The sequence below is a fragment of the Enterococcus sp. DIV0167 genome (assembly GCF_050541555.1).
GTDB lineage: Bacteria > Bacillota > Bacilli > Lactobacillales > Enterococcaceae > Enterococcus > Enterococcus faecalis.
This window is the reverse complement of the sequence record NZ_CP172933.1, coordinates 143,861-169,546: the sequence shown is the minus strand read 5'-3', so window position 1 is coordinate 169,546 and position 25,686 is coordinate 143,861. Positions and strand designations below refer to the sequence as shown.

Annotated in this window: 34 protein-coding genes; 4 read left to right on the top strand and 30 right to left on the bottom strand. The window is 39.7% G+C overall.

What is annotated here, in order from left to right:
- Positions 1–47: 47 nt before the first annotated feature.
- The 23 genes from rplF to rpsL form a co-directional block, all read right to left on the bottom strand.
- Complete coding sequence (gene rplF, locus IGM09_RS00790) at positions 48–584, bottom strand: 50S ribosomal protein L6 (RefSeq protein WP_002356217.1); 537 nt, start codon at positions 582–584, stop codon at positions 48–50.
- Between the two features lie 31 nt (positions 585–615).
- Positions 616–1,014, bottom strand: coding sequence for a 30S ribosomal protein S8 (gene rpsH, locus IGM09_RS00785; protein WP_002356215.1), 399 nt, complete (start codon positions 1,012–1,014; stop codon positions 616–618).
- A gap of 35 nt (positions 1,015–1,049) precedes the next feature.
- The gene (locus IGM09_RS00780) at positions 1,050–1,235 is read right to left on the bottom strand and encodes a type Z 30S ribosomal protein S14 (RefSeq protein WP_002356214.1); all 186 of its coding nucleotides are present in this window, start codon (positions 1,233–1,235) and stop codon (positions 1,050–1,052) included.
- An 18-nt stretch (positions 1,236–1,253) separates the two neighbouring features.
- Entirely contained in the window at positions 1,254–1,793 is a 540-nt protein-coding gene (gene rplE, locus IGM09_RS00775; protein ID WP_002356213.1) for a 50S ribosomal protein L5, read from the bottom strand.
- Between the two features lie 25 nt (positions 1,794–1,818).
- Positions 1,819–2,130: a 50S ribosomal protein L24 gene (gene rplX, locus IGM09_RS00770; RefSeq protein WP_002356212.1), complete on the bottom strand. Its 312-nt coding sequence runs from the start codon at positions 2,128–2,130 to the stop codon at positions 1,819–1,821.
- Positions 2,131–2,165: 35 nt separating this feature from the next.
- Positions 2,166–2,534, bottom strand: a complete 369-nt coding sequence (gene rplN / locus IGM09_RS00765) for a 50S ribosomal protein L14 (protein ID WP_002356211.1) — start codon at positions 2,532–2,534, stop codon at positions 2,166–2,168.
- A 57-nt stretch (positions 2,535–2,591) separates the two neighbouring features.
- Complete coding sequence (gene rpsQ, locus IGM09_RS00760) at positions 2,592–2,858, bottom strand: 30S ribosomal protein S17 (protein WP_002359348.1); 267 nt, start codon at positions 2,856–2,858, stop codon at positions 2,592–2,594.
- 23 nt (positions 2,859–2,881) lie between these two features.
- Complete coding sequence (gene rpmC / locus IGM09_RS00755) at positions 2,882–3,070, bottom strand: 50S ribosomal protein L29 (protein ID WP_002383858.1); 189 nt, start codon at positions 3,068–3,070, stop codon at positions 2,882–2,884.
- Entirely contained in the window at positions 3,060–3,494 is a 435-nt protein-coding gene (gene rplP, locus IGM09_RS00750; RefSeq protein WP_002356208.1) for a 50S ribosomal protein L16, read from the bottom strand. The genes rpmC and rplP overlap by 11 nt, the downstream gene beginning before the upstream one ends.
- Positions 3,495–3,496: 2 nt before the next feature.
- The gene (rpsC, locus tag IGM09_RS00745; RefSeq protein WP_002356207.1) at positions 3,497–4,153 is read right to left on the bottom strand and encodes a 30S ribosomal protein S3; all 657 of its coding nucleotides are present in this window, start codon (positions 4,151–4,153) and stop codon (positions 3,497–3,499) included.
- 66 nt (positions 4,154–4,219) lie between these two features.
- Positions 4,220–4,567 (bottom strand): 50S ribosomal protein L22, encoded by a 348-nt coding sequence (gene rplV / locus IGM09_RS00740; RefSeq protein WP_002356206.1) that lies wholly within the window; start codon positions 4,565–4,567, stop codon positions 4,220–4,222.
- Positions 4,568–4,588: 21 nt separating this feature from the next.
- On the bottom strand, positions 4,589–4,867 hold the full coding sequence (rpsS, locus tag IGM09_RS00735; protein WP_002356205.1) for a 30S ribosomal protein S19: 279 nt from the start codon (positions 4,865–4,867) through the stop codon (positions 4,589–4,591).
- Between the two features lie 42 nt (positions 4,868–4,909).
- On the bottom strand, positions 4,910–5,740 hold the full coding sequence (gene rplB, locus IGM09_RS00730) for a 50S ribosomal protein L2 (protein ID WP_002356204.1): 831 nt from the start codon (positions 5,738–5,740) through the stop codon (positions 4,910–4,912).
- Between the two features lie 39 nt (positions 5,741–5,779).
- Positions 5,780–6,070, bottom strand: coding sequence for a 50S ribosomal protein L23 (locus tag IGM09_RS00725; protein WP_002356203.1), 291 nt, complete (start codon positions 6,068–6,070; stop codon positions 5,780–5,782).
- Positions 6,070–6,693: a 50S ribosomal protein L4 gene (rplD, locus tag IGM09_RS00720; protein WP_002356200.1), complete on the bottom strand. Its 624-nt coding sequence runs from the start codon at positions 6,691–6,693 to the stop codon at positions 6,070–6,072. Before rplD ends, IGM09_RS00725 begins: the two co-directional genes overlap by 1 nt.
- Before the next feature lie 25 nt (positions 6,694–6,718).
- On the bottom strand, positions 6,719–7,348 hold the full coding sequence (rplC, locus tag IGM09_RS00715; protein WP_002356199.1) for a 50S ribosomal protein L3: 630 nt from the start codon (positions 7,346–7,348) through the stop codon (positions 6,719–6,721).
- Between the two features lie 21 nt (positions 7,349–7,369).
- Complete coding sequence (gene rpsJ / locus IGM09_RS00710; RefSeq protein ID WP_002389727.1) at positions 7,370–7,678, bottom strand: 30S ribosomal protein S10; 309 nt, start codon at positions 7,676–7,678, stop codon at positions 7,370–7,372.
- 348 nt (positions 7,679–8,026) lie between these two features.
- On the bottom strand, positions 8,027–9,193 hold the full coding sequence (locus IGM09_RS00705; protein WP_033625265.1) for an SAM-dependent methyltransferase: 1,167 nt from the start codon (positions 9,191–9,193) through the stop codon (positions 8,027–8,029).
- Positions 9,194–9,464: 271 nt separating this feature from the next.
- Positions 9,465–10,289 (bottom strand): bifunctional hydroxymethylpyrimidine kinase/phosphomethylpyrimidine kinase, encoded by an 825-nt coding sequence (gene thiD, locus IGM09_RS00700; protein ID WP_033625264.1) that lies wholly within the window; start codon positions 10,287–10,289, stop codon positions 9,465–9,467.
- Positions 10,290–10,469: 180 nt separating this feature from the next.
- Complete coding sequence (gene tuf / locus IGM09_RS00695; RefSeq protein ID WP_002356194.1) at positions 10,470–11,657, bottom strand: elongation factor Tu; 1,188 nt, start codon at positions 11,655–11,657, stop codon at positions 10,470–10,472.
- 150 nt (positions 11,658–11,807) lie between these two features.
- Positions 11,808–13,889, bottom strand: a complete 2,082-nt coding sequence (fusA, locus tag IGM09_RS00690) for an elongation factor G (RefSeq protein WP_002356192.1) — start codon at positions 13,887–13,889, stop codon at positions 11,808–11,810.
- 83 nt (positions 13,890–13,972) lie between these two features.
- The gene (gene rpsG / locus IGM09_RS00685; protein ID WP_002356191.1) at positions 13,973–14,443 is read right to left on the bottom strand and encodes a 30S ribosomal protein S7; all 471 of its coding nucleotides are present in this window, start codon (positions 14,441–14,443) and stop codon (positions 13,973–13,975) included.
- A gap of 55 nt (positions 14,444–14,498) precedes the next feature.
- On the bottom strand, positions 14,499–14,912 hold the full coding sequence (rpsL, locus tag IGM09_RS00680; protein WP_002356190.1) for a 30S ribosomal protein S12: 414 nt from the start codon (positions 14,910–14,912) through the stop codon (positions 14,499–14,501).
- 344 nt (positions 14,913–15,256) lie between these two features.
- Here rpsL and rpiA point away from each other — a divergent pair, with 344 nt between their 5' ends.
- From rpiA to gpmA, 3 genes are all read left to right on the top strand, one after another.
- A complete protein-coding gene (gene rpiA, locus IGM09_RS00675) occupies positions 15,257–15,937 on the top strand; it encodes a ribose-5-phosphate isomerase RpiA (RefSeq protein ID WP_002363468.1) in 681 nt (226 codons plus the stop codon).
- Between the two features lie 41 nt (positions 15,938–15,978).
- The gene (locus IGM09_RS00670) at positions 15,979–16,554 is read left to right on the top strand and encodes a recombinase family protein (protein WP_002356188.1); all 576 of its coding nucleotides are present in this window, start codon (positions 15,979–15,981) and stop codon (positions 16,552–16,554) included.
- Positions 16,555–16,728: 174 nt separating this feature from the next.
- Positions 16,729–17,415, top strand: a complete 687-nt coding sequence (gene gpmA / locus IGM09_RS00665) for a 2,3-diphosphoglycerate-dependent phosphoglycerate mutase (RefSeq protein WP_002359343.1) — start codon at positions 16,729–16,731, stop codon at positions 17,413–17,415.
- A gap of 56 nt (positions 17,416–17,471) precedes the next feature.
- Here the strand turns inward: gpmA and IGM09_RS00660 are convergent, their stop codons facing one another.
- The 4 genes from IGM09_RS00660 to IGM09_RS00645 all read right to left on the bottom strand — a co-directional run bounded on the left by IGM09_RS00660 (position 17,472) and on the right by IGM09_RS00645 (position 21,602).
- The gene (locus IGM09_RS00660; protein WP_002408242.1) at positions 17,472–18,674 is read right to left on the bottom strand and encodes an iron-containing alcohol dehydrogenase; all 1,203 of its coding nucleotides are present in this window, start codon (positions 18,672–18,674) and stop codon (positions 17,472–17,474) included.
- 113 nt (positions 18,675–18,787) lie between these two features.
- The gene (locus IGM09_RS00655; RefSeq protein ID WP_016618568.1) at positions 18,788–19,792 is read right to left on the bottom strand and encodes a FecCD family ABC transporter permease; all 1,005 of its coding nucleotides are present in this window, start codon (positions 19,790–19,792) and stop codon (positions 18,788–18,790) included.
- The gene (locus IGM09_RS00650; RefSeq protein WP_016618567.1) at positions 19,789–20,799 is read right to left on the bottom strand and encodes a FecCD family ABC transporter permease; all 1,011 of its coding nucleotides are present in this window, start codon (positions 20,797–20,799) and stop codon (positions 19,789–19,791) included. The genes IGM09_RS00655 and IGM09_RS00650 overlap by 4 nt, the downstream gene beginning before the upstream one ends.
- Positions 20,796–21,602 (bottom strand): ABC transporter ATP-binding protein, encoded by an 807-nt coding sequence (locus IGM09_RS00645; RefSeq protein ID WP_002356183.1) that lies wholly within the window; start codon positions 21,600–21,602, stop codon positions 20,796–20,798. The genes IGM09_RS00650 and IGM09_RS00645 overlap by 4 nt, the downstream gene beginning before the upstream one ends.
- A gap of 230 nt (positions 21,603–21,832) precedes the next feature.
- On the opposite strand from IGM09_RS00645, the gene IGM09_RS00640 reads away from it, so the two are divergent.
- Complete coding sequence (locus IGM09_RS00640; protein WP_002361532.1) at positions 21,833–22,771, top strand: iron-hydroxamate ABC transporter substrate-binding protein; 939 nt, start codon at positions 21,833–21,835, stop codon at positions 22,769–22,771.
- 37 nt (positions 22,772–22,808) lie between these two features.
- Here the strand turns inward: IGM09_RS00640 and deoD are convergent, their stop codons facing one another.
- Genes deoD through deoB form a run of 3 tightly spaced genes read right to left on the bottom strand, consistent with a single transcriptional unit; the run spans position 22,809 to position 25,535 of the window.
- Positions 22,809–23,516 carry a purine-nucleoside phosphorylase gene (deoD, locus tag IGM09_RS00635; protein WP_002359338.1) on the bottom strand — a complete coding sequence of 236 codons (708 nt, stop codon included), beginning with the start codon at positions 23,514–23,516 and terminating at the stop codon, positions 22,809–22,811.
- Positions 23,517–23,533: 17 nt separating this feature from the next.
- On the bottom strand, positions 23,534–24,352 hold the full coding sequence (locus tag IGM09_RS00630) for a purine-nucleoside phosphorylase (protein WP_002356180.1): 819 nt from the start codon (positions 24,350–24,352) through the stop codon (positions 23,534–23,536).
- 16 nt (positions 24,353–24,368) lie between these two features.
- On the bottom strand, positions 24,369–25,535 hold the full coding sequence (gene deoB / locus IGM09_RS00625) for a phosphopentomutase (RefSeq protein WP_002373817.1): 1,167 nt from the start codon (positions 25,533–25,535) through the stop codon (positions 24,369–24,371).
- Positions 25,536–25,686 lie beyond the last annotated feature (151 nt).

The window sequence follows — 25,686 nt, the reverse complement described above, 5'->3', positions numbered from 1 at the left end:
AAATGACAGTTGCTTGTTGTTGACTTCTGTTTTCTACACAGCTGTTATTATTTACCAGTTTTACCTTCTTTACGGCGTACAAATTCACCAACATAGCGAATCCCTTTGCCTTTATAAGGTTCTGGAGGACGAACGCCACGGATGTTAGCAGCTAATTCACCAACAACTTCTTTGTTGATGCCTTTAACGATAACTTGTGTGTTCGCAGGTACTTCAAATGTTACGCCTTCTGGTGCTGTCATTTCGACAGGATGAGAATAACCAACGTTTAAAGTTAATTTGTTGCCTTGTACTTGGGCACGGTATCCGACCCCGATAAGTTCAAGTGCTTTTTGGAAACCTTCAGAAACACCAACAACCATGTTGTTGAAGTTTGCACGAGTTGTTCCGTGGATTGTTTTCATTTCTTTTGAATCGTTTGGACGAGTGAATGTCACTTCGTTTCCTTCGATGTTCATTTTGATATCAGAAGAAAATTCGCGTGTTAATTCACCTTTAGGTCCTTTAACTGTAATGTTGTTTCCGTCTTGCTTGATTTCAACACCAGCAGGAAGAACAACAACTTTATTACCAATACGGCTCACTTAGAGACACCTCCTTGTGTATTTTTTAGAATTACCATACGTAGGCGATTACTTCGCCGCCGATATTTTTCGCTCTAGCTTCTTTGTCAGTAATTACACCCTCTGATGTAGAGATGATTGCAATTCCTAGACCGTTTAATACTTTTGGTACTTCGTCAGCTTTTACGTATGCACGTAAACCTGGTTTAGAAATACGTTTTAAGTTTGTGATAACACGTTCTTCGTTTTTACCATATTTTAGGAAAACACGGATTACGCCTTGTTTGTCATCTTCGATGTATTCTACGTCGCGGATAAATCCTTCACGTTTCAGGATTTCTGCGATATCACGTTTGATTTTTGAAGCAGGTACTTCTAAAGTTTCATGTTTAACCATGTTCGCATTACGAATGCGAGTTAGAAAATCTGCAATTGGATCTGTCATGACCATTGAACTATTTACCTCCTTTATGCGAGTTTACTTGTTTACCAGCTAGCTTTCTTCACGCCGGGAATTTGACCTTTATAGGCAAGTTCGCGGAAGCAAATACGGCAAAGATGAAATTTACGATAAACTGAATGTGGACGTCCACAACGTTCACAACGAGTATAAGCTTGTGTTGAATGTTTAGCAGGACGTTTGTTTTTAGCAATCATTGATTTTTTAGCCACGTAGTTCGCCTCCTTATATTATTTTTGGAATGGCATACCTAATTGTGCCAACAATTCGCGAGACTCTTCGTCAGTGTTCGCTGTTGTAACAATTACGATGTCCATACCGCGTACTTTATCTACTAAATCATAATCAACTTCTGGGAAGATTAATTGTTCTTTAATACCTAAAGTATAGTTACCACGACCATCGAAAGCTTTTTTGCTGACACCGTGGAAGTCACGTACACGAGGTAAAGAAACTGTTACTAATTTATCTAAAAATTCGTACATTCTTTCGCCGCGTAGCGTTACTTTCGCACCGATTGGCATTCCTTCACGTAAACGGAATCCAGCGATAGATTTTTTAGCTTTTGTGATAAGTGGTTTTTGACCAGTGATTAATGCTAATTCTTCAACAGCTTTGTCTAAGTTTTTAGCATTTGATACTGCATCACCCACACCCATGTTGATAACGATTTTATCAACTTTAGGTGTTTGCATAACTGAGCTGTAATTAAATTTTTCCACCAATGATGGTGTTACTTCTTTAATATATTTTTCTTTCAGGCGGTTCATTCAGTAAGCCCTCCTTCCGCAATTTTTATTTATCTAAAACTTCACCTGTTTTTTTAGAAACGCGGACTTTTTTGCCGTCGACTTCTTTAAACGCAACTTTAGTAGCTTCTCCGTTTGAAGGATCAATCACCATTACATTAGAAACATGAATTGGCGCTTCCACTTCAAGGATTCCACCTTGTGGGGCTGCTTGGTTTGGTTTTTGGTGTTTTTTAACGACGTTGACACCTTCAACGATAACTTTATCTTGTTTAGGAAACGCTGCTAAGACAACGCCTTCTTTGTTTTTATCTTTACCAGTGATAACTTTTACTTTATCGCCTTTTTTAACAAACATTACTGTTTCGCACCTCCTTTAACGTGGGCTCGAGATTATAATACTTCTGGTGCTAGAGAAACGATCTTCATGAAGTTGTTTTCACGTAATTCACGTGCAACTGGTCCGAAGATACGTGTTCCGCGTGGGCTTTTATCGTCACGGATAATTACCGCAGCATTTTCATCAAATTTGATGTAAGAACCGTCAGCACGACGAGCGCCAGATTTTGTACGAACGATAACGGCTTTAACTACTTCACCTTTTTTAACAACCCCACCTGGCGTTGCTTGTTTGACAGTAGCAACAATAACGTCACCGATGTTAGCAGTTTTACGACCAGATCCGCCTAGGACTTTGATCGTTAAAATTTCACGTGCGCCAGAATTGTCAGCGACTCTTAAACGACTTTCTTGTTGGATCACGATGTGTATCCCCCTTTCAGATTTTGTGCTTCAATCTATTAGGAAATTCTCGTTTTATTAGATAATAACTGCTTCTTCGACTACCTCTAGTAAACGGAAACGTTTTGTAGCTGATAATGGACGAGTTTCCATGATTTTTACGATGTCTCCAACTTTCGCTGTGTTGTTTTCATCATGCGCTTTATATTTTTTAGAATATTTCATACGTTTGCCATAGATAGGGTGGTTTTTCTTTGTTTCAACGACAACTGTGATTGTTTTATCCATTTTGTCTGATACCACGCGACCTTGGTAAACTTTACGTTGATTTCTTTCTTCAGTCATACGCGTTTGGCCTCCTTCCACTATTAGTTAGCTTGTTCACGCAATACTGTTTTGATGCGTGCAATCGATTGACGTACTTCTTTAATACGTGCAGTGTTTTCTAATTGACCTGTTGCTAATTGGAATCTTAAGTTGAACAATTCTTCTTTTAATTGTTTTTCTTTATCTAGCATTTCGGCAGTGGTTAATTCTCTGATTTCTTTAACCTTCATTCGATTCACCACCCATTTCCTCACGTTTTACGATCTTAGTTTTTACCGGCAATTTGTGAGATGCAAGACGAAGAGCTTCACGAGCTACTTCTTCAGGAACGCCTGCGATTTCAAACATGATTTTACCACGTTTAACTGGTGATACCCAGCCTTCTGGTGCCCCTTTACCTTTACCCATACGTACGCCGATAGCTTTACTTGTGTAAGACTTGTGAGGGAAAATTTTAATCCATACTTTCCCGCCACGTTTCATGTAACGAGTCATTGCAATACGGGCTGCTTCGATTTGACGGTTAGTAATCCAGTGAGATTCAGTTGCTTGTAAACCCCATTCACCAAATGCTACTTCTTTTCCGCCTTTAGCTTCACCGCGCATTTTTCCGCGGAATTCACGACGGTGTTTTACACGTTTAGGTACTAACATGATTATTTCCCTCCTTTCTCAGTGTTTTTTTTCGTTGGAAGAATTTCTCCACGATAGATCCACACTTTAACTCCTAGTTTTCCGTAAGTAGTGTCCGCTTCTTCCCATGCGTAATCAATGTCCGCACGTAATGTATGAAGTGGTACAGTTCCTTCAGAGTATCCTTCTGAACGAGCGATATCCGCACCGTTTAGACGACCTGATACTTGAGTTTTGATTCCTTTAGCGCCAGCACGCATTGCGCGTTGGATGGCTTGTTTTTGAGCACGACGAAAAGCAACACGGTTTTCTAATTGACGTGCAATTCCTTCGCCTACTAATTTTGCATCTAAATCTGGTTTTTTGATTTCAACGATGTTGATGTGAACTCGTTTGCCAGTTAATTTGTTTAATTCTTTTCTTAGGTTTTCGACTTCAGATCCGCCTTTACCGATAACCATACCTGGTTTAGCTGTGTGAATTGAAATGTTAACACGGTTTGCAGCGCGTTCGATTTCAATTGTAGATACAGCAGCATCAGCAAGTTTTGTTGCGATAAATTTACGGATTCTTAAATCTTCGTGTAAGAATTCAGCATACTCTTTTTCAGCATACCATTTCGCATCCCAGTCGCGGATGATGCCTACACGCATTCCAATTGGATGTACTTTTTGACCCACTGATTGTCCCTCCTCTTAAATGTTTAAGCTCTGTTTTCATAAAGAAAACAGCCTATTTCATGAGACTTATTTCTCTGTTACAACTACTGTGATGTGACTAGTACGTTTGTTGATTGGTGAAGCTGAACCTTTTGCACGAGGACGGAAACGTTTCATTGTTGGTCCTTCGTTAACAAATGCTTCAGATACGACTAAGCTTTCAACGTCTAAGTCAAAGTTGTTTTCTGCGTTAGCAACTGCTGACATTAAAACTTTTTCAATGATTCCAGCAGACTTGTTCGGTGTGAATTTCAAGATTGAAATTGCATCCGCAACGCTTTTCCCTCTGATAAGATCGATTACTAAACGTGCTTTACGAGGTGAAGTGCGAACTGTTTTTGCAGTTGCTTTAGCTGATGTAATTTGTTCTGACATTTGCATATCCTCCCCTCAAAATTAGCGTTTAGTTTTTTTATCGTCAGCAACGTGGCCACGATAAGTTCTAGTTGGTGCAAATTCACCTAATTTATGTCCTACCATGTCTTCTTGAATGTAAACAGGGACATGTTTCCGTCCATCATATACAGCGATTGTGAAACCTACGAATGATGGAAAAATTGTAGAGCGGCGAGACCAAGTTTTAATTACTTTTTTCTTTTCGGCACCTTGTTGTGCTTCGACCTTTTTCATCAAATGATCATCGACGAAAGGTCCTTTTTTTAAACTACGACCCATGGTGAACCTCCTCTCAAAATGTACGACACATGGTCAAAAAAATTATTTAGTACGACGACGAACGATAAGTTTGTCTGATTTAGCTTTTTTATTACGTGTTTTGTATCCAATTGCTGGTTGACCCCATGGAGATACTGGCGCTTTACGTCCAATTGGTGTTTTACCTTCACCACCACCGTGTGGGTGATCGTTAGGGTTCATTACGCTACCACGAACAGTTGGGCGTTTACGCATCCAACGAGAGCGGCCAGCTTTACCAATGTTGATTAATTCGTGTTGTTCGTTACCAACTGAACCGATTGTTGCACGGCAAGTTGCTAAGATCATACGAACTTCGCCAGAGTTTAAGCGGATTAATACGTATTTGCCTTCTTTACCAAGTACTTGCGCGCTTGTTCCAGCTGAACGGATTAATTGTCCACCTTTACCAGGTTTCATTTCAATGTTGTGGATAACTGTACCAACTGGAATGTTTTCCAATGGTAATGCGTTACCTACTTTAATATCTGCTTCTGGACCAGATACTAGGCGCATGCCTACTTCTAATCCTTTTGGTGCTAAGATGTATGCCTTAACCCCGTCTTCGTAATGGACTAACGCGATGTTAGCAGAACGGTTTGGATCGTACTCGATCGTTTTAACAACCGCTGCGACGTTATCTTTATTACGTTTGAAGTCAATCACACGGTATTGACGTTTGTGACCGCCACCTTGGTGACGAACCGTAATGCGACCGTTGTTGTTACGACCGGCATTGTTTTTTAATGGCTGTAACAATGATTTTTCTGGTGTTGAAGTTGTGATTTCAGCGAAATCAGAACTTGTCATGTTACGACGGCCATTTGTGGTAGGTTTGTACTTTTTAATCGCCACGTCTTATTTCCCTCCTACGTTGATATTGTTCAGGACTGCTTATTCAGCAGCTTCGAATAATTGAATTTCTTTTGAATCTTCAGTTAATGTAACGATCGCTTTGCGACGTTTTTTTGTATAACCTGCATATTTACCCATGCGTTTGAATTTTGGACGCACGTTTAAGATGTTTACGTTTGCTACTTTAACATCGAATGCTGATTCAACAGCTTGTTTTACTAAAGTTTTGTTTGCGCGAGTGTCCACTTCGAAAGTATATTTCTTTTCGTCCATAGCTAACATGGATTTTTCAGTGATCACTGGGCGTTTGATTACGTCTAGTAATTCCATTATGCAAGCACCTCCTCAATTTGAGTAAGAGCTGTTTGTGTTGCCAAGACTTTGTTAGCTGACACAACATCTAACACACTAACGTTATCAGAAGTTACTACAGAAACGTTTGGTAAGTTACGAGCTGATAAAGCTGCAAAGTCGTTACCATTTTCTAAAACAACTAATACTTTAGTATCGATAGACAAGTTAGCAAGAACTTGTTTGAATTCTTTTGTTTTTGGTGCATCGAAGCTTAAACCTTCTACTGCTACCAAGTTATTTTCAGCAACTTTGTCTGATAATACAGATTTCATTGCTAAGCGACGAACTTTTTTAGGAAGTTTGTAGCTGTATGAACGCGGTGTTGGTCCAAAGACTACGCCACCTCCACGCCATTGTGGTGAACGGATTGAACCTTGACGAGCACGACCAGTTCCTTTTTGACGCCATGGTTTGCGGCCACCGCCACGAACAGCGCTACGGTTTTTAACTGCGTGTGTTCCTTGTCTTAATGAAGCACGTTGCATGATGATTGCATCATAGACAACACTTTCATTAGGTTCGATTCCGAAGATTTCTTCATTTAAAGTGATTTCACCGTTTTGAGTTCCATCTTGTTTGAATAATGCTACATTCGGCATTCCTTAGTTCCTCCTTTCCCTACACTTATTTAGCTTTCACAGCTGATTTAATTGTGATTAAAGATTTTTTCGCTCCAGGAATGTTTCCTTTGATTAAGATAACATTTCTTTCTACGTCCACTTTAACAACTTCAAGGTTTTGAATTGTTACGCGGTCGCCACCCATACGGCCGGCTAGTCGTTTATTTTTAAATACACGGTTAGGCGCTACTGGACCCATTGACCCAGGACGACGGTGATAACGAGAACCATGAGACATAGGTCCGCGGCTTTGGCCGTGACGTTTGATTGCCCCTTGGAATCCTTTACCTTTCGTAGTACCTGTAACATCAACAACGTCTCCTGCTTGGAAAACATCTACTTTGATTTCTTTACCTACTTCATATTCTCCTAGCTCAACATTCTTGAATTCTTTAATGAAGCGCTTAGGAGCCGTGTTTGCTTTTGCAACATGACCTTTCGCAGGTTTGTTTGATAAAACTTCACGTTTGTCTTGGTAACCAACTTGGATAGCTTCGTATCCGTCAGTTTCAACAGTTTTTACTTGTAAAACTACGTTTGGCGTAGCTTCAACTACTGTTACTGGAATTAATTCACCAGACTCAGTAAAGATTTGTGTCATTCCCACTTTTTTCCCTAAGATTCCTTTGGTCATGAGTACACCTCCATCTTAATTTTATAGTTTGATTTCAATATTAACACCAGACGGTAAGTCAAGCTTCATTAGAGCGTCAACTGTTTTTGGTGTTGGGTTCACAATGTCAATTAGACGTTTGTGAGTACGCATTTCGAATTGTTCGCGAGAATCTTTGTATTTATGAGTCGCACGAATAACTGTGTAAAGTGAGCGTTCTGTTGGTAATGGAATCGGACCTGATACGTCAGCTCCAGTTCTTTTTGCTGTTTCCACAATTTTATCCGCTGATTGATCTAAAATACGGTGTTCATACGCTTTTAAACGGATACGAATTTTTTGTTTTGCCATCTTGTTCCCTCCTTCGCCTATTTTAAAAGTAGACATAGCTCCACGAAAATTTATCCGGCATGCTCGTTCATGGCAAAGCGTCCGAGCGTGTCGCAACCTCTCGCTTCACAGCCGGCAAATCAAATCGTTGATCTACCAATGCTTTTTACACTCCTGTAAACAGCACCTTTTTGATTATACTATGAAAGGATAGTGTTAGCAAGGATTTTCTGCGTTTTTTTGAAAGAATTTTTTCTTGTTTTGAAAAGCATTTGTTTTGTTTTTCAATTCTTTTCATTCTATTTTTATAAAAAAAGAATTTGAGATTCCTTTTTTACCAGAATCTCAAATTCTCTCTTTTTTATTCTATTAACCAATCCGGCGCATTGGAATATCATTGTTATCTGGATGAACCAATAAATATTGAATAACATCAATATTGCTTGCTTGGAATGAGGCTGCACATGCTTGCAAATATAAGTCCCACATTCGATAGAAGCGCTCACCTTTTTCGTCAACAATTTCTGTTTCTATATTATGGAAGTTTTTTGTCCAATGTTCCAACGTCAATTGATAATCTCTGCGCAAACTTTCCAAGTCAATCACTTGCAAATCATTTTCTGTCATATGGCCGACTAGCTCAGTGACACCAGGAATATAGCCACCAGGGAAAATATAGCGATTAATCCAAGCATTTTTAGCCCCACCTTGTTGGCGACTGATCCCATGAATCAACGCCGTACCTTTAGGCGCTAAATTCCGCTGAACGACATCAAAATATTCATGTAGATTTTCCGCACCGACATGTTCAAACATCCCAACACTCGTAATATGATCAAAAGACTCTCCTTTTAAATCACGATAATCCATCAATTTGACAGTCATTCGATCTTGTAGATCTTCTTTTTCTATAATATGGCGAATATGATGAAATTGCTCTTCACTTAATGTAATCCCAGTTGCTTTGGCTCCATATTCTTTTACCGCAGTTAAAATTAACGTGCCCCAGCCGCAGCCAATATCCAGTAAAGTGTCGCCCTCTTTGATAAACAATTTATCTAAAATATGATGAACTTTATTCACTTGCGCTTGTTCTAATGTATCTTCAGGCGTTTTAAAATAAGCACATGAATACGTCATTGTTTGGTCAAGCCATTTTTTGTAAAAATCATTTCCTAGATCGTAATGGCTGTGAATATCCTCTTGCGAACGTTTTTTTGAATGACTTTCTTTAGGAAGCCATTTAATAAATTTAGCATTGTGTAAAAAGCTATCCTTTTGGTTATACACATCATAAATCAATGCTTGGATATCGCCTTCGATTTCAATTTTGCGATCCATGTAGGCTTCCCCTAAAGTTAACGAAGCGTTATTCAGTAAATCCTTCACAGGAATTTTTTCATTGAATACAATTTTAAAAACCGGATCCCCCGACCCTTGCCCATACTCTTTGACGGTACCATCCCAGTATGTGACTTGTGTCTTTTTTGAAAAAGACCATTTAAACAGTTGACTGTACGTTTCTTTTTCTAACATTGCATTCCCTCCATTAAATACCATTTGAAGCCAAAACAAAAAGAAGTCGCTTTCCGGTAGTTCGTCAAAACAAACACCACAGTCCGTTCTAAACTGAAGCACAGAAAAGTTAACACCCCTTCTATGTTCCGCTTCTTTTTTTGCAATTACAGTTCTATTCTACTCCTCTTTTAAAAATTTGAACATTCTTTTAACGTAATACCTACTATTGTTATTCTTTATCACAAAAAAACTAGAGCCAGTCCTTGACAGACTCCTCTAGTTCTAAATATTATGCTTTCTTACACATCCGTTGTTCCGCATGAGTGTATGCGCCATGCCATACGTGCCCCACATAAGGATTAACTTGAATACCGTGTTTAATCGCCGCTGCTACAAATTTTTTCGCTAAAGTTACTGCTTCTAACACCGAATAACCTTTCGCCAAGCCAGCTGTGATTGCCGCTGAAAAAGTACAACCTGCACCATGATTATAATCAGTTGGATATAATTCATTTTCCAAAAGATGCGCGGTGTGACCATCGTAAAATAAGTCCAGTGCTTTTTCACCAGCTAAGCGATGTCCCCCTTTAACCACGACATGTTTGGCTCCCATTTGTACAATTCGTTTTGCCGCTTCTTCCATCTCCGCCACGGAAGAAATTTCGCCTAAACCAGATAAGATGCCCGCTTCAATTAAATTAGGCGTGGCAACTAATGCTAATGGCAGTAAATCGTTTTTTAGGCCTTCCACACTTTTGGGTTGCAGAATTTGTGCCGTTCCCTTACAAGCAATGACTGGGTCAATCACGACTTTTTGAATTTTTTCTTGTTTAATGTACTTACTAGCCATTTTAATATTTTGTTCATTACCCATCATCCCTGTTTTCAAAGCCGCGACTGGACCGCCTGCAAAAACCGAAATCAATTGTTTTTCTAAGAGCGTTTCTGGCAATTCAGTTACTTCATGTGACCAACCTGTCGTAGGATTCATCGTCACAATCGAGGTTAAACTTGAAAACCCAAAAACTCCATACTCTTCAAATGTTTTTAAATCTGCTTGAATCCCTGCCCCTCCAGTTGAATCGGAGCCTGCAATCGTCAATACTTTTTCCATTAAATCACCTAACCTTTTTCTCCAAGTATACGGAAGAAACAAGACTGCTAAAACAGCCAATTGGCTTATTTTTTAGCCAGCCAATTTCTAAACAAAAAAAGACCAGAGAATAAATTCTCTGGTCTTACGTCCGAATACCCCAGTTTTTTACGCTGGTTAAAGCTATAGTTAAAAAGTTAATTATTTAACGATTTCAGTAACAACGCCTGAACCTACAGTACGTCCGCCTTCACGAATAGAGAAACGAGTTCCGTCTTCGATAGCGATTGGGTGAATTAATTCAACGTCCATAGCAACGTTATCACCAGGCATTACCATTTCAGTACCTTCTGGCAATTCTACAACACCAGTAACGTCTGTTGTACGGAAGTAGAATTGAGGACGGTAGTTAGTGAAGAATGGAGTGTGACGTCCGCCTTCTTCTTTTGATAATACGTATACTTCAGCTTTGAATTTTGTGTGTGGAGTGATTGTAGCTGGTTTAGCTAATACTTGTCCACGTTCGATATCTTCACGTGCTACACCACGTAATAAAGCACCGATGTTGTCGCCTGCTTCAGCGTAGTCTAATAATTTACGGAACATTTCAACACCTGTAACAGTTGTTTTAGATGTTTCGTCTTTAATACCAACGATTTCAACTTCGTCACCAACGCGAACTTCACCACGTTCAACACGGCCTGTAGCAACAGTACCACGTCCAGTGATTGAGAATACGTCTTCGACTGGCATCATGAATGGTTTGTCAGTATCACGTTCTGGAGTTGGGATATATTCATCAACTGCAGCCATTAATTCTAAGATTTTTTCTTCATAAGACTCGTCGCCTTCTAAAGCTTTCAAAGCAGAACCTGCGATAACTGGAACATCATCGCCTGGGAAATCGTATTCTGATAATAAGTCACGAACTTCCATTTCTACTAATTCTAATAATTCTTCGTCATCAACCATATCCATTTTGTTTAAGAATACAACGATGTATGGTACACCAACGTTACGTGATAATAAGATATGTTCACGTGTTTGAGGCATAGGACCATCAGCAGCAGAAACTACTAAGATAGCTCCGTCCATTTGAGCAGCACCAGTGATCATGTTTTTAACGTAGTCCGCGTGTCCTGGGCAGTCAACGTGTGCATAGTGACGAGTTTCAGTTTCATATTCGATATGAGAAGTGTTGATTGTGATTCCACGTTCTTTTTCTTCTGGAGCGTTATCGATAGAATCGTAGCTTTGTGCTTCCCCGCCACCGTGTTTTGATAATACAGTAGCAATTGCAGCTGTTAATGTAGTTTTACCATGGTCAACGTGTCCGATAGTACCAATGTTAACATGGGATTTAGAACGGTCAAATTTTTCTTTTGCCATTTTGAATGTTCCTCCTAAAAATATAAATTTTATTGTTTGTTTTATATGTGATAGACGTTACTAAAAATCGTCTGATCATCATAAGCTATTTTACACGAAATCTTGAAAAAAGGATAGTTCTAAAAACAAACCTTTTATTCTCAAGAAAAATTATGCGTTGCCGCCGTTTTTCTTGATGATTTCTTCTTGAACAGACTTAGGTACGTCTTCATAGTGGTCAAATACCATCATAAATGTACCGCGTCCTTGTGTTGCTGAACGTAATGTTGTAGCATAACCAAACATTTCAGCTAAAGGTACCATCGCATTAACGATTTGAGAGTTACCGTGTGCTTCCATACCTTCAACACGTCCACGACGACTTGTTACGTGTCCCATGATATCACCTAAGTAATCTTCAGGAACAGTAATTGTAACTTTCATCATTGGTTCTAAAATAACTGGGTTTGCATTTTTAGCCGCAGCTTTCAATGCCATAGAAGCAGCTACACGGAAGGCCGTTTCATTTGAATCGACATCGTGGTATGAACCATCGTAAAGTTTTGCTTTGATATCAACTAATGGATAACCAGCAAGAACACCGTTGTTCATAGAGTCTTCTAACCCTTTTTCAACTGCTGGGATGTATTCACGAGGAACCACACCACCGACAATTGCGTTTTCAAACTCAAAGCCTTTACCTTCTTCATTTGGTGTAAATTCAACCCATACGTGACCGTATTGTCCTTTACCACCAGACTGACGAACGAATTTACCTTCTGCTTTAGTCGCAGCACGGAATGTTTCGCGGTAAGATACTTGAGGAGCACCTACGTTAGCTTCAACTTTGAATTCACGTTTCATACGGTCTACTAAAACGTCTAAGTGCAATTCACCCATACCAGAGATAACTGTTTCACCAGTTTCAACGTTTGTTTCAACGCGGAATGATGGATCTTCTTCAGCAAGTTTTTGTAGAGCCACGCCCATTTTATCTTGGTCAGCTTTTGATTTAGGTTCAACAGCGACTTGGATAACTGGATCAGGGAATTCAATAGATTCAAGAATAACTGGTGCATCTAATGCACATAATGTATCACCAGTTGTTGTGTCTTTTAGACCAACAGCAGCAGCGATATCACCAGAGTACACTTTGTCAATTTCTTGACGAGTGTTGGCGTGCATTTGTAGGATACGACCGATACGTTCTTTTTTGCCTTTTGAAGCGTTCAATACGTATGAACCACTTTCAAGGACACCAGAATAAACACGGAAGAAAGTTAAACGACCTACGAATGGGTCAGTCATAACTTTAAATGCTAATGAAGCGAAAGGTGCTTCGTCATCAGCTGGACGAGTTGTTTCTTCGTCTGTTTTAGTATCGATCCCTTTGATAGCATCGATATCTAATGGAGATGGTAAGTAATCAAGAACAGCGTCCAACATTAATTGAACCCCTTTATTCTTGAATGCTGAACCAGCTAATACAGGGAAGAACTCAACGTTGATTGTTGCTTGACGGATACCAGCGACTAATTCTTCTTCAGTGATTTCTTCACCTTCAAGATATTTCATCATTAAGTCTTCGTCAGTTTCAGCAACAGCTTCAACTAATTTTTCGCGCCATTCTTGCGCTTTTTCTAAATAATCTTCAGGAATATCAGTTTCTTGAATATCTGTTCCCAAATCATTTGTGTAGATTTCAGCTTTCATTTTAATCAAGTCAATGATTCCAGTGAAGTCTTCTTCAGCTCCGATTGGAATTTGAATTGGATGAGCGTTTGCTTGTAAACGATCATGTAATGATTCTACTGAATAGAAGAAGTCCGCACCGATTTTATCCATTTTGTTACAGAATACAATACGAGGAACTTTATATTCAGTCGCTTGACGCCAAACAGTTTCTGTTTGAGGTTCTACACCTGATTGAGAGTCAAGAACTGTTACCGCACCATCTAATACGCGTAGAGAACGTTGTACTTCAATTGTGAAGTCCACGTGTCCTGGAGTATCGATGATATTTACACGGTAGCCTTTCCACTGTGCAGTTGTCGCAGCGGATGTAATCGTGATACCACGTTCTTGTTCTTGTTCCATCCAGTCCATTTGTGAAGCACCTTCATGGGTTTCACCGATTTTATGGATTTTACCAGTGTAGTACAAGATACGCTCAGTTGTTGTTGTTTTACCAGCATCAACGTGGGCCATGATACCAATGTTACGAGTTTTTTCAAGTGAAAATTCTCTTGCCATTTTGTATGTTTACTCCTCTCTTTATTTAAATCGATTGTAAATTGACTTTCTGCTGCCACTTTACGCGACAGACAGAGAGGATCTTACCAACGATAATGAGCAAATGCGCGGTTTGCGTCTGCCATTTTGTGTGTGTCTTCGCGTTTTTTAACAGAAGCGCCAGTGTTGTTAGCAGCATCCATGATTTCTTTCGCTAGACGTTCTTCCATTGTGTGTTCACCACGTAGACGTGCGTAGTTAACTACCCAACGTAAACCTAAAGTTGTACGACGTTCTGGACGAACTTCAACTGGTACTTGGTAGTTAGAACCCCCAACACGACGTGCTTTAACTTCAAGAACAGGCATAACGTTTTTCATTGCTTGTTCAAAAACTTCCAATGGATCGTTACCTGTAGATTCTTTGATGATATCAAATGAATTATAGATAATGTTAGCAGCAATCCCGCGTTTGCCGTCAACCATTACACGGTTGATTAAGCGAGTTACTAATTTTGAGTTATAAATTGGATCTGGTAAAACATCACGTTTTGCAACAGGACCTTTACGAGGCATCCGTAACTCCTCCTTCCGAAATATGATTTTTCAAGTTGTTATTGTCTTATTATAATTAAGCTTTAGGACGTTTTGTACCGTATTTAGAGCGGCTTTGTTTACGGTCGTTAACACCGGCAGTATCAAGCGCACCACGAACGATATGGTAACGTACCCCTGGTAAGTCTTTTACACGTCCACCACGTAATAATACCACGCTGTGTTCTTGTAAGTTGTGACCGATACCTGGGATATAAGCTGTAACTTCGATTAAGTTTGACAAACGAACACGGGCATATTTACGTAAAGCTGAGTTCGGTTTTTTAGGTGTCATCGTACCCACACGTGTACAAACTCCACGTTTTTGCGGAGAGTTAACGTTTGTTTGAGTTTTCTTAAAACTGTTATATCCTTTGTTTAAGGCTGGTGAATCAGATTTTTCTACTTTAGATTTACGAGGTTTACGTACTAATTGGTTAATTGTAGGCATTCCTTGTTCTCCTCCTTCCTTACTTCGCTTCTAGTTCCACACATCCAGGTGGTTCTTTTTTCGCGATAAAAAATAATGCAATCTCTGCACTCTTTATCAAATATGCTTTGATAGACAGTCAGCACGTCCCTATAAGGAACCTGTAGATAAAGCACCTTTGTTAGGATACCACGATAAGTATCAGCTGTCAACCCTCTTCTTTCGCCTTTCGAAAAAAAGCTTTTCCTTCTATTTAAACGCACTTTTCCTTTAAAAATTTTTATGACTTTTTCAAAAACTTTCTATCTTTTTTAGTTAATTAACGGTACAATATCTTTGACTATTGAAGGGGGCGGAAAACAGCGATGAATCTGAAACAAATGGTAGGAATCGAAGCTGCAAAATATGTAGAAGACGGCATGATTGTCGGTTTGGGTACTGGCTCAACAGCAAAATTTATGGTAGACGAAATTGGTCGTCGCGTAAAAGAAGAAGGATTGTCAATCGTAGGGGTTACTACTTCAAAAGAAACAGAGAAACAAGCCTTGGCCTTGGGCATTCCTTTAAAAAGTATTGATGAGGTTCCGTATGTAGATCTTACGATTGATGGCGCCGATGAAATCAGCGCTGATTTTCAAGGAATCAAAGGCGGTGGCGCTGCCTTACTTTTTGAAAAAATTGTGGCCACTTATTCAAAGAAATGTATTTGGATTGTGGATAAATCAAAAATGGTGGACGATTTAGGGGCTTTCCCACTTCCAGTTGAGGTTGTTCCTTATGGCAGCCGCCAACTAGTGCATTTATTTGAAGAAAAAGGCTATCACCCAACACTTCGTTTAAACGCTGCTGGCGAAACATTAATAACAGATGGAGGCCACCATATCATCGATTTGCATTTAGAAAAAATTACAGATCCAGAAGCTTTGGGTTCTTATTTAGACAACTTGGTTGGCGTCGTTGAACACGGCTTATTTTTAAATATGGTTTCTATGGTAATCGTCGGTTATGAAGATGGACCGAAAACCTTACATGTTCCCGCACGTTAAGAATGTGTGAAAAAAGATTATTTATATAGGAAGGATAATATATGAAACGAATTGGTTATGCACGCACAACTATTATTGAAGACGATTTAAAAAATCAACTAACCACTCTTCAATCGTTTGGTTGTGATGATATTTTCCAAGAGACATTTGATCCTCAAGCGGAGATCAGTGTCTTAGACGAAGTCGAAAAACTTCTTTCTGCTGGGGATACACTTATTGTTTGTAAATTGCACCATTTAGGTAAAACAACCCGCCAATTAACAGACTTTATGAAAATGTTAAAGGAAAAACAAGTTGATTTTGTCAGCATTTCAGAAGGAATTGATACTCACCTTCCAACAGGTGAAGCCTATTTCCAATTAATGGAGAGCTTATCTGCGATGGAATGTGCACTAATTAAAGAACGAACACTCGTCGGGCTCCACAAAGCTCGTGAAAACGGAAAAGTAGGTGGACGTCCAAAAATTGATGGACGCACCGTCCGCAAAATCCGTGCATTATATTATGAAAACAAAGAAACAATCCAATTTATTTCTAATAAATGCGGCGTTTCGGTGGGCACTTGTTATAAATACATCAATTTACCTGAGACAGATGTCGAGCGGCTGTATTCCTAAGAATAAAAAAGAAGTCCTTCAGATGGGGCTTCTTTTTTGATTCGATTTCACTCTAATTTTTCAGCAACTTTCACTTTTTTTTACTATTTTCCATTGGAAATCTTGCGCAAAACGGTGTACAATAAACGTGGAAATCTTATTTTCAGAAAACTAAACTCAAAGGAGAGCTTATACATGCCAAAATTAGTTTTTTCTCGTCATGGACTTAGCGAATGGAATGCCTTAAACCAATTTACTGGATGGGCTGACGTAGATTTAGCACCTGAAGGTGTTGAAGAAGCAAAAGAAGGCGGCCGTAAAATTAAAGAAGCAGGCATCGAATTCGACGTTGCTTATACTTCTGTTTTAACTCGTGCCATCAAAACTTGTAACTATTTACTAGAATACTCAGATCAATTATGGGTACCTCAAATCAAATCTTGGCGCTTAAACGAACGTCACTATGGTAAATTACAAGGACTAAACAAAAAAGAAACTGCTGAAAAATACGGAGACGAACAAGTCCACATCTGGCGTCGTTCTTACGATACTCTTCCTCCATTAATGGAAGCAACAGATGAAGGTTCTGCAGCAAACGACCGTCGTTATGCAATGTTAGACCAACGCGATATTCCTGGTGGCGAAAACTTGAAAGTTACTTTGGAACGTGCATTACCATTCTGGCAAGATGAAATTGCGCCAGCTTTAAAAGACAACAAAACTGTCTTAGTAGCGGCTCATGGTAATTCATTACGTGCTTTAGCTAAACACATCGAAGGCATTTCTGATGAAGATATTATGGATCTTGAAATCCCAACAGGTAAACCATTAGTTTATGAATTAAACGATGATTTAACTGTGAAAGAAAAATACTACTTATAAGAACTTGTTTCTTATTAACAAAAGCGGTTTGCCAAGGCAAACCGCTTTTTTATGGATTAAATAAATTGACTTTCGGTTAAACAATCTTTATAAATCGCTACTATATCCGCTGCATCCAATGGTACATAAGCCTTTTCGGCAATTGCACTATGGGCCACAGCTTGTTGTGCCATTTCTTCAAATTTATCTGCTTCGATGCCAACTTCTGGTAATGTCATTGGAATGCCACAAGCCACAAAGTAATCATATAATGCTTGAATACCTTTTTTCGCTGCTACTTCCTCTTCTTGTTCGACTATTCCCCAAACATTTCGAGCAAATTGCGCAAACTTGCCTACGGTTTGTTCAGACAAAACGTAATTCATCCAACGAGGCGTTAAAATTGCTAAGCCAATCCCATGCGTAATGTCATAAAACGCACTTAATTCATGTTCCATTGGGTGACAAGACCAAACACCTTGTTTGCCGCGCCCTGTTAAACCATTTAAGGCTAAACTACTTGCCCACATTAAATTAGCACGTGCATCATAATCTTCTGGATTTTCTAAAGCAATAGGACAATTTTTGATAACCGTTCGCATTAAGCCTTCTGACACAAAATCTTGGACGTCCGTGCCTGTCGAAATACTAAAATAGTTTTCAATCAAATGACTGAAAATATCCGCTGAGCCAGCTGCTGTTTGATTTTGAGGAACCGTAAAAGTATTCGTTGGATCCAAGAACGAAACTTTTGGAATCATATTCGGACCACCAAAGCCTAATTTTTGATTGGTTTCTAAGTTAGAAATGACAGCACCTGCGTTCATTTCACTACCTGTTGCTGCTAAAGTCAAGATGGTCACGATTGGTAAAGCAGGACCAGTATACCCTTTTCTGGCCGCAATGACTGTCCAGATATCTTCTTCCGAATAAAAGCCCGCAGCTATTGCTTTGGAACAGTCAATGGTTGAACCACCGCCAACTGCTAAAATAACATCGACTTGGTTTTCTTTACACAACTCAATTCCTTTTCTAACGGTTTCAATGCGCGGGTTTGGTTCGACACCGCTCAACTCAATCAGTGTATGCCCGTTTTTTTGGGCCAAATCAGTAATTTGTTGGTACAAGCCATTACGTTTGATACTACCGCCACCATAAACAAGTAAGACATTTTTGCCAAATTGATCTAACACAGCAGGTAATTCGTCTAAACGATCTTTCCCAAAACGGATGTCTGTTGGTACATAAAAATTAAAGTTTTCCATTCTTTCATCCTCCATTCAATGCTCTTACGCATTTATCATACTATTTTTTCAAAAATCCGCCAATAAAAAAGCCGAGCAAATGACAGTTGCTTTCACAACGACCAATTGACCCAGCTTTTGATTCTTTTTTATAACGAATCGCTTGTTTTGATTAACAAATAAAGAAAATAAGGCGCACCGATGATCGCAACAATAATCCCTGCAGGCATTTCTCCATTGCCAGGCAATAGCCGACCAATCGTATCACTAACCAACAAAAGTAAACTCCCAAACAACGCCGCCAATGGCAATACCTGTTTTTGTTGCGTAAAACCACATTTGCGAGCAATATGTGGCGCAAGTAAACCTAAAAAATTAATTCCCCCTGTAACGGAAATCGCTGATGCCGCCAACATCACCGCTAACAGCAACGAAACGATTCGTTCTTTTTTCACAGCAACACCTACAGAAATAGCTGTTTCGTCCCCCAATTGTAAAATATCCAACAGACGATGACGCTTCATCGCAAAAAAGAACCCGATGACTAGCCAAGGCAACAAAGCGCCCACAAAGAACCAATTACTGCCCCAGATACTGCCTGCTTGCCACATTGTAACAAAACGGTACTTTTCAGTGTCAATTTTTGATGTAATTAATAAGGTGAGTGCTGAAATACCCGTACTCAAAATGACACCCGCTAAGACCATTCGAACTGGCGTCAATCCTAAACGATGATGATACGCGATTACCAAAATCCCAACAGCCGCTAGCAAGCCGCCAACTAAGGCCACGAGTGGAAGTGCAAACGTTGTGATACTTGTCGTCTCAACAAAACTAATAAACAAAATCACTGCCAAACCCGCACCCGCATTAATGCCTAAAATCCCAGTATCTGCTAACGGATTCCGAGTAATCCCTTGAAGAATAGCGCCGCTTAAGCCTAAAGCTGCGCCCGCTAGGACCGCAAGCACAATCCGTGGTAACCGAAAATCCCAAACTAACAGTTGTTTGGCCTGACTTCCCTGTCCCAAAAGAAGGGCTTTTAAATCCATGAAGGAAACAGATAATTCCCCTTGCGTTAAACTGATACAAGCAGTTAGGATAATCCCAACTATTAAGACAGCCACCCAACGGGACACTTTTTTCTGTGTCATCCTAGTTGCCCTCCTTTACGAAATAAATAAAGAAAGAATGGGATGCCAATTAAGGCCGTGATAATCCCAAATGGTGTTTCAAAAGGCGGATTCACCATTCGAGCGATTAAATCTGCCACCAAAACGAGGAGCGCACCGCCTAACGCCGAGAACGGAATCAAGCTCCGGTAATTTTCTCCAGAAACTGTTCGCATCACATGAGGCACCACCAAACCAACAAAACTGACCGAGCCAACCAGCGCCACAGACAATCCTGATAAAAGCAAAATCGTTATACTGGCAAACAACCGAATACGCTGCGGATTTCGCCCCAAACCAATTGTTGCATCATCGCCAAACCGTAAAATAGTCACCGACGGACTAATCAGAACTGCTAATGCAAATGCGCCCAGAAAGATAGGGACGACTATTTTTAATTGTGCCCAAGAAATAACGCTGACACCGCCAAGAAACCAAAACGTTAACTCTTGACTCAAATTGAACTGAATGGCTAAGAATTGACTAAATGATAAAAAAAGGGCACTAATACCAGCTCCCACCAAGGTCAGACGCATGGGGCTTGCTCCTCGAATTGAATGATTAGAAAGATAATAAATCAGTGCCACACTCACGCCAGCACCAAGAAAAGAAACAACTAAAAGCCACCAATAACTTGCCTGAGGGAGGAAAGCAAAAACAAGCGCTAAGCCCAAGCCAGCCCCAGCATTGATACCCAGCAAGCCAGAATCTGCCAATGGGTTTTGCGTAATCCCTTGCGCTAACGCCCCACTCACCGCTAAACTCGCCCCCACAAAAGCGGCCCCTAAAATCCGCGGCAACCGAACCGTTTGGATGACTTGATGCGCTTGATTGGTCGCATCGAAGTGCGTAAATGAATCAATAATCGTTTGAATCGAAACCGACGTCGCACCAAACATCAGCGACAGAAGCATTGTCCCCATTAGCAAAAAAAGACAGACAAGTAACACTTGCCATTGGTGTCTATAAAATCCGCTTATGCCTTTCATCCATCCAGCTCCATTTCCATCAACTCATAAGAAAGCACTAGTGGCCGCTGTGTCTGACTATGATAACTAATTTCTGCTTGAATAGCGAAAACATCTGCTAAACCAGTAACAGTAATCACTTCTTGCGGTGTTCCCTCATTGATAATCTTTCCCTCTTTCATCGCAATCACGCGATCAGAAAAACGAGAAGCTAAATTAATATCATGAATCGTCATCACGATAGTTTTCTGATGTTCTTGATTAATTCGTTTTAACACATTTAAAATTTCTAGCTGATGCGCTGGATCCAAATAGGTGGTCGGTTCATCTAAAATTAAAATATCTGTATCCTGCACTAGCGCCATAGCAATCCAAACCCGTTGACGTTGTCCACCTGATAAAATTGCCACAGACTCTCTAGCTAACTCAGTTAAGCCTGTTAATTCTAATGCCCATTGTATGTACTCTTGATCTTCTGTGGTGACACTTTTCCAGCCCGATTGATATGGATACCGCCCAAAAGAGACGAGGTCAAAAACAGATAAATCGATTGTATTTTCTGGCGTTTGTGATAAGATCGCTAATTCTTGCGCCACTTCTTTTGAAGAAAAATGTTGAAGTTCTTGGTTCTTAATGAACACCTTGCCTTTCTCGGCTGGCAAAATACGCGCAAGTGTTTTTAACAAGGTCGATTTGCCACAACCATTTGGTCCAATAATACTTGTAATAGTTCCCGCTTCAAATGAACAGTTCAGCGCTTCACTAATCACTTGACGACCATATCCTGTAGTTAAGTCCTCTGCCTCTAAATAATTCATAACCATTCCTCTTTAATTTTTCTGTCGTTATTTTACATTTATTGAGAATCGTTCTCACTCATTGTTCCTTGATTATAAAAGACCCTTCCTTAAAAAGCAATGTTTCTTCCAATCAAAAAAACGAATTATCTAAAAAATGCAACTTATTTGCTCAAAAAAGCAAGCGATGATTGACAAACGGTCGTTTTTAACTGATAATGAGAATCGTTATCAACTAAAAATAAAGGAGTTACACAATGAAACTTTTAAAAAAGACGGTCCTAATTGGTACAACCCTTCTTCTTGGTTCATTCTTACTCGCAGCTTGTGGTAATACGAATAAAGAAGCCAACAACGCTGACAAAACACATGAAGTAACAGATACCTTAGGCAATAAAGTAACCGTCCCTGCGAAACCCAAACGGATTATTGCGAGTTATTTAGAAGATTATCTAGTTGCATTAGGAGAAAAACCAGTGGCACAATGGACAGTTGGACAAGGCAGCATTCAAGATTATTTAGCGAAAGAATTGAAAGATGTCCCCACTATTTCCTATGACTTGCCATATGAAGCGGTTCTAAAATTTGAACCTGACTTATTATTAATCAGTTCATCTGCTCTAGTTGAAGGCGGTAAATACAAAGAATACAGTAAAATTGCGCCAACTTATGTAGTCAAAAACGGCGAAAATGTCACCTGGCGTGATCAATTGGAAGATATTGCTACTGTTTTAGATAAAAAAGAACAAGCGAAAAAAGTGTTAGAAGATTATGATACCTTAACCAAAGGCGTCCAAGAAGACCTTGGCAAAAAAGATGCTGGCAAATCTGCGGCAGTCTTATGGGTAACCAACAACCAAGTCTTTATGGTTAGCGATAATCGCTCAAGCGGAACTGTGCTCTATCAGGACTTAGGCCTCCAAGTTCCAAAATTAGTGGAAGAAATTTCTAAAAACGCTACTGCGGATTGGAATCAAGTTTCTTTAGAAAAATTAGCTGAGCTTGACGCAGACCACATTTTCCTTGTAAACAGCGATGAATCAGCACCTCTTTTCCAAGAAGCAATTTGGAAGAACTTACCTGCTGTGAAAAATAACCAAGTTCATACCTATGATAAAAAAAGTAGTTGGTTATACAACGGACCTATTGCGAATACTCAAATTGTTGAAGATGTAAAAAAAGCGCTCTTAAATTAAAAAAATGCTTGGATGAAAATAATCATCCAAGCATTTTTTAATTAGCAATTGCCGTTTCTAAACCAACTTCAATCATTTCATTAAACGTCGTTTGGCGTTCTTCTGCCGTTGTTTCTTCGCCTGTCACCAAGCTATCACTCACCGTCATAATCGCCAATGCTTCTACATCAAATTTTGCTGCTAAATAATATAACATTGCCGCTTCCATTTCAATCGCTAATACCCCGTATCGACCTAAACGAAAGACATCATCTAAGCTATCTTTGTAAAAAACATCATCTGACAATACGTTACCAACATGGGTAGTAAAGCCTTTTGCTTTAGCAATTTCGTAAGATTTGAGTAAAAGGTCGAAGCTCGCAATTTGTGGAAAATCATATTTAGGAAAATCATTGCGAATCGCGGAAGAAGGCGTCGCTGCTGCTTGTGCGATAACTAATTCACGAACGTTGACTTTTTCTGAAATAGAACCACACGTACCAACACGAATTAACTTCTTCACATCGTAAGAGTTAATTAACTCATGGGCATAAATACCTGCTGAAGGCATCCCCATCCCTGTTCCTTGGACCGAAACACGCTGTCCCTTATACGTTCCTGTGTAACCTAACATTCCACGAACTTGATTATAGCAGACAGGATTCTCTAAAAAAGTTTCCGCAATATATTTTGCTCGGAGGGGATCCCCTGGTAGTAAAATTTTATCGGCAATTTCACCTGGTTTTGCTTCGATATGCACACTCATTCTGGTTTACTCCTTTTTTATAAAGCTGCTAGTGTTGCTTTCACTAACTCTTTGAATTGTCCTTTAACGCGTTCAGTTGTTTCAACTACTTCTGCATGATTTAAACTACTTTGCATACCAGCTGCTAAATTCGTAATACAAGAGATGCCTAGTACTTTCATGCCACTATGCACAGCTACAATGACCTCCGAAACAGTTGACATGCCAACTGCATCTGCACCCATCGTCCGTGACATCCGAATTTCTGCAGGCGTTTCATATGTCGGGCCAGAAAAGCCCATATACACGCCTTCTTTTAAATCAATATTTTGTTCCGCAGCCACTTTTTTTGCCACTTCCCGATATTCTTGCGTGTAAGCATGACTCATATCTGGAAAACGCGGCCCGATTTCTTCATCATTTTCACCAATTAACGGATTATCGCCTGTAAAATTAATGTGGTCATTGATTAACATCAAATTCCCCGGTGTATATGTTTCATTTACGCCACCAGCTGCGTTGGTTACAATCATTGAATGAATGCCTAAAGCAGCCATCACACGAACGGGATAAGTGACCGTTTGCATCGAATGTCCTTCATAATAATGAAAACGTCCTTGCATCGCCAAAACTTTTTTTCCAGAAAGCGTTCCGTAAACTAATTGTCCAGCATGTCCAACGACTGTTGAAACAGAAAAATGGGGAATTTCAGAGAAAGGAATAGCAATCGCATCGGTTATTTCATTAGCTAATTCACCTAACCCAGAACCTAAGATTAGACCGAAGTCTGCTTGTTGCACCCCTTTTTCTTTCAAAAACTCAGTTGTTTCGTTTAAATGGTTCGTTAACGTTGTCATGTGTTGCCTCCTCGAATTATTGTAATTGATTTAAAAAGCTTTGACCGTTTTCCGTTGCAGGAACTTCAAAGTTTTCAGCAATCGTTGCTGAAATATCTGAATAAAATCCTTGTGGCAAGCTGCCTTGTTTTGTCATTTTTTTACTATAAGCCAATAAAGGCACATATTCACGTGTGTGGTCTGTTCCTGGGAAAGTTGGGTCATTCCCGTGATCTGCTGTAATTAAAAGCAAATCATCTTCGGCCATAGCTGCCATAATCTCTGGCAAACGACCATCAAAATCTTCGATGGCTTTTGCATAGCCCTTCACATCACGACGGTGGCCATACAGCGCATCGAAATCCACTAAGTTAGTAAAACTTAAACCTGTGAAATCTTTCTTCATGACCGTTAATAATTGATCCACCCCATCCATATTGCTCTTCGTGCGGATAGCTTCAGTAATTCCTTGTCCATTAAAGATGTCGTTAATTTTCCCAACAGCGATCACATCATTGCCGTTTTCTTTCAACGAATCTAAAACAGTATGGCCAAAAGGATCTAAAGCATAGTCATGACGGTTACTGGTTCGAGTGAAATTACCTGGTTCACCAACATACGGGCGAGCGATAATCCGACCAATCATATAAGGTTCGTCTTTCGTAATGTCACGAACATATTGACAAATTTTATACAATTCTTCTAATGGAATAATGTCTTCATGCGCCGCAATTTGTAAAACAGGGTCCGCTGAAGTATAAACGATTAAATCCCCTGTTTTCATTTGATGTTCGCCGTAATCATCAATGACTGCTGTCCCGCTATATGGTTTGTTACAAACAACTTTTCGCCCAGAAAAATCTTCAATTTGTTTCAGTAATTCTTCAGGAAAGCCGTTTGGGAATACTCGAAAAGGTTTTTTGATGTTCAAGCCCATAATTTCCCAGTGACCGGTCATAGTATCTTTTCCAACAGAAATTTCTTCTAATTTGGTGGCATAGCCATCGTGGTCTGCCACTGCTTTGACACCTGTTAAAGGAGCAATAGTTCCCAATCCAAGTTTTTCTAAATGAGGAATGGTTAGTCCCGCTTCTTTGGCAATATGACCCAGTGTATCACTGCCGACATCTCCAAATTTTTCAGCATCTGGTGCTTCACCAATACCGACTGAATCTAGTACGATTAAATGAACACGTTTAAACACACTTGCTTCCTCCTCTAAGGTCGTAAATACGTCAAGAATGACAATTATTTTACGCTAGCCTTTTAAATAGTCTCGAGAATCAAACAGAATAATCTATTTATTCTCAGCTCTTCAATTATACCATGAATCCGCTATTATTGCCTGAAAGAGC

What these genes read in the sequence shown, in the direction of transcription:
- rpsH (WP_002356215.1), bottom strand. Translation starts at nt 1,014, where the DNA reads ATGGTCATGACAGATCCAATTGCAGATTTTCTAACTCGCATTCGTAAT.
- rplE (WP_002356213.1), bottom strand. Translation starts at nt 1,793, where the DNA reads ATGAACCGCCTGAAAGAAAAATATATTAAAGAAGTAACACCATCATTG.
- rplX (WP_002356212.1), bottom strand. Translation starts at nt 2,130, where the DNA reads ATGTTTGTTAAAAAAGGCGATAAAGTAAAAGTTATCACTGGTAAAGAT.
- rpsQ (WP_002359348.1), bottom strand. Translation starts at nt 2,858, where the DNA reads ATGACTGAAGAAAGAAATCAACGTAAAGTTTACCAAGGTCGCGTGGTA.
- rpmC (WP_002383858.1), bottom strand. Translation starts at nt 3,070, where the DNA reads ATGAAGGTTAAAGAAATCAGAGAATTAACCACTGCCGAAATGCTAGAT.
- rplP (WP_002356208.1), bottom strand. Translation starts at nt 3,494, where the DNA reads ATGTTAGTACCTAAACGTGTAAAACACCGTCGTGAATTCCGCGGAAAA.
- rplV (WP_002356206.1), bottom strand. Translation starts at nt 4,567, where the DNA reads ATGTCAGAACAAATTACATCAGCTAAAGCAACTGCAAAAACAGTTCGC.
- rpsS (WP_002356205.1), bottom strand. Translation starts at nt 4,867, where the DNA reads ATGGGTCGTAGTTTAAAAAAAGGACCTTTCGTCGATGATCATTTGATG.
- IGM09_RS00725 (WP_002356203.1), bottom strand. Translation starts at nt 6,070, where the DNA reads ATGGAATTACTAGACGTAATCAAACGCCCAGTGATCACTGAAAAATCC.
- rplD (WP_002356200.1), bottom strand. Translation starts at nt 6,693, where the DNA reads ATGCCGAATGTAGCATTATTCAAACAAGATGGAACTCAAAACGGTGAA.
- rplC (WP_002356199.1), bottom strand. Translation starts at nt 7,348, where the DNA reads ATGACCAAAGGAATCTTAGGGAAAAAAGTGGGAATGACACAAATCTTT.
- rpsJ (WP_002389727.1), bottom strand. Translation starts at nt 7,678, where the DNA reads ATGGCAAAACAAAAAATTCGTATCCGTTTAAAAGCGTATGAACACCGT.
- IGM09_RS00705 (WP_033625265.1), bottom strand. Translation starts at nt 9,193, where the DNA reads ATGTTAGAAAAAGAAACGTACAGTCAACTGTTTAAATGGTCTTTTTCA.
- thiD (WP_033625264.1), bottom strand. Translation starts at nt 10,289, where the DNA reads ATGGAAAAAGTATTGACGATTGCAGGCTCCGATTCAACTGGAGGGGCA.
- tuf (WP_002356194.1), bottom strand. Translation starts at nt 11,657, where the DNA reads ATGGCAAAAGAAAAATTTGACCGTTCTAAATCCCATGTTAACATTGGT.
- fusA (WP_002356192.1), bottom strand. Translation starts at nt 13,889, where the DNA reads ATGGCAAGAGAATTTTCACTTGAAAAAACTCGTAACATTGGTATCATG.
- rpsG (WP_002356191.1), bottom strand. Translation starts at nt 14,443, where the DNA reads ATGCCTCGTAAAGGTCCTGTTGCAAAACGTGATGTTTTACCAGATCCA.
- rpsL (WP_002356190.1), bottom strand. Translation starts at nt 14,912, where the DNA reads ATGCCTACAATTAACCAATTAGTACGTAAACCTCGTAAATCTAAAGTA.
- rpiA (WP_002363468.1), top strand. Translation starts at nt 15,257, where the DNA reads ATGAATCTGAAACAAATGGTAGGAATCGAAGCTGCAAAATATGTAGAA.
- IGM09_RS00670 (WP_002356188.1), top strand. Translation starts at nt 15,979, where the DNA reads ATGAAACGAATTGGTTATGCACGCACAACTATTATTGAAGACGATTTA.
- gpmA (WP_002359343.1), top strand. Translation starts at nt 16,729, where the DNA reads ATGCCAAAATTAGTTTTTTCTCGTCATGGACTTAGCGAATGGAATGCC.
- IGM09_RS00660 (WP_002408242.1), bottom strand. Translation starts at nt 18,674, where the DNA reads ATGGAGGATGAAAGAATGGAAAACTTTAATTTTTATGTACCAACAGAC.
- IGM09_RS00655 (WP_016618568.1), bottom strand. Translation starts at nt 19,792, where the DNA reads ATGACACAGAAAAAAGTGTCCCGTTGGGTGGCTGTCTTAATAGTTGGG.
- IGM09_RS00650 (WP_016618567.1), bottom strand. Translation starts at nt 20,799, where the DNA reads ATGAAAGGCATAAGCGGATTTTATAGACACCAATGGCAAGTGTTACTT.
- IGM09_RS00645 (WP_002356183.1), bottom strand. Translation starts at nt 21,602, where the DNA reads ATGGTTATGAATTATTTAGAGGCAGAGGACTTAACTACAGGATATGGT.
- IGM09_RS00640 (WP_002361532.1), top strand. Translation starts at nt 21,833, where the DNA reads ATGAAACTTTTAAAAAAGACGGTCCTAATTGGTACAACCCTTCTTCTT.
- deoD (WP_002359338.1), bottom strand. Translation starts at nt 23,516, where the DNA reads ATGAGTGTGCATATCGAAGCAAAACCAGGTGAAATTGCCGATAAAATT.
- IGM09_RS00630 (WP_002356180.1), bottom strand. Translation starts at nt 24,352, where the DNA reads ATGACAACGTTAACGAACCATTTAAACGAAACAACTGAGTTTTTGAAA.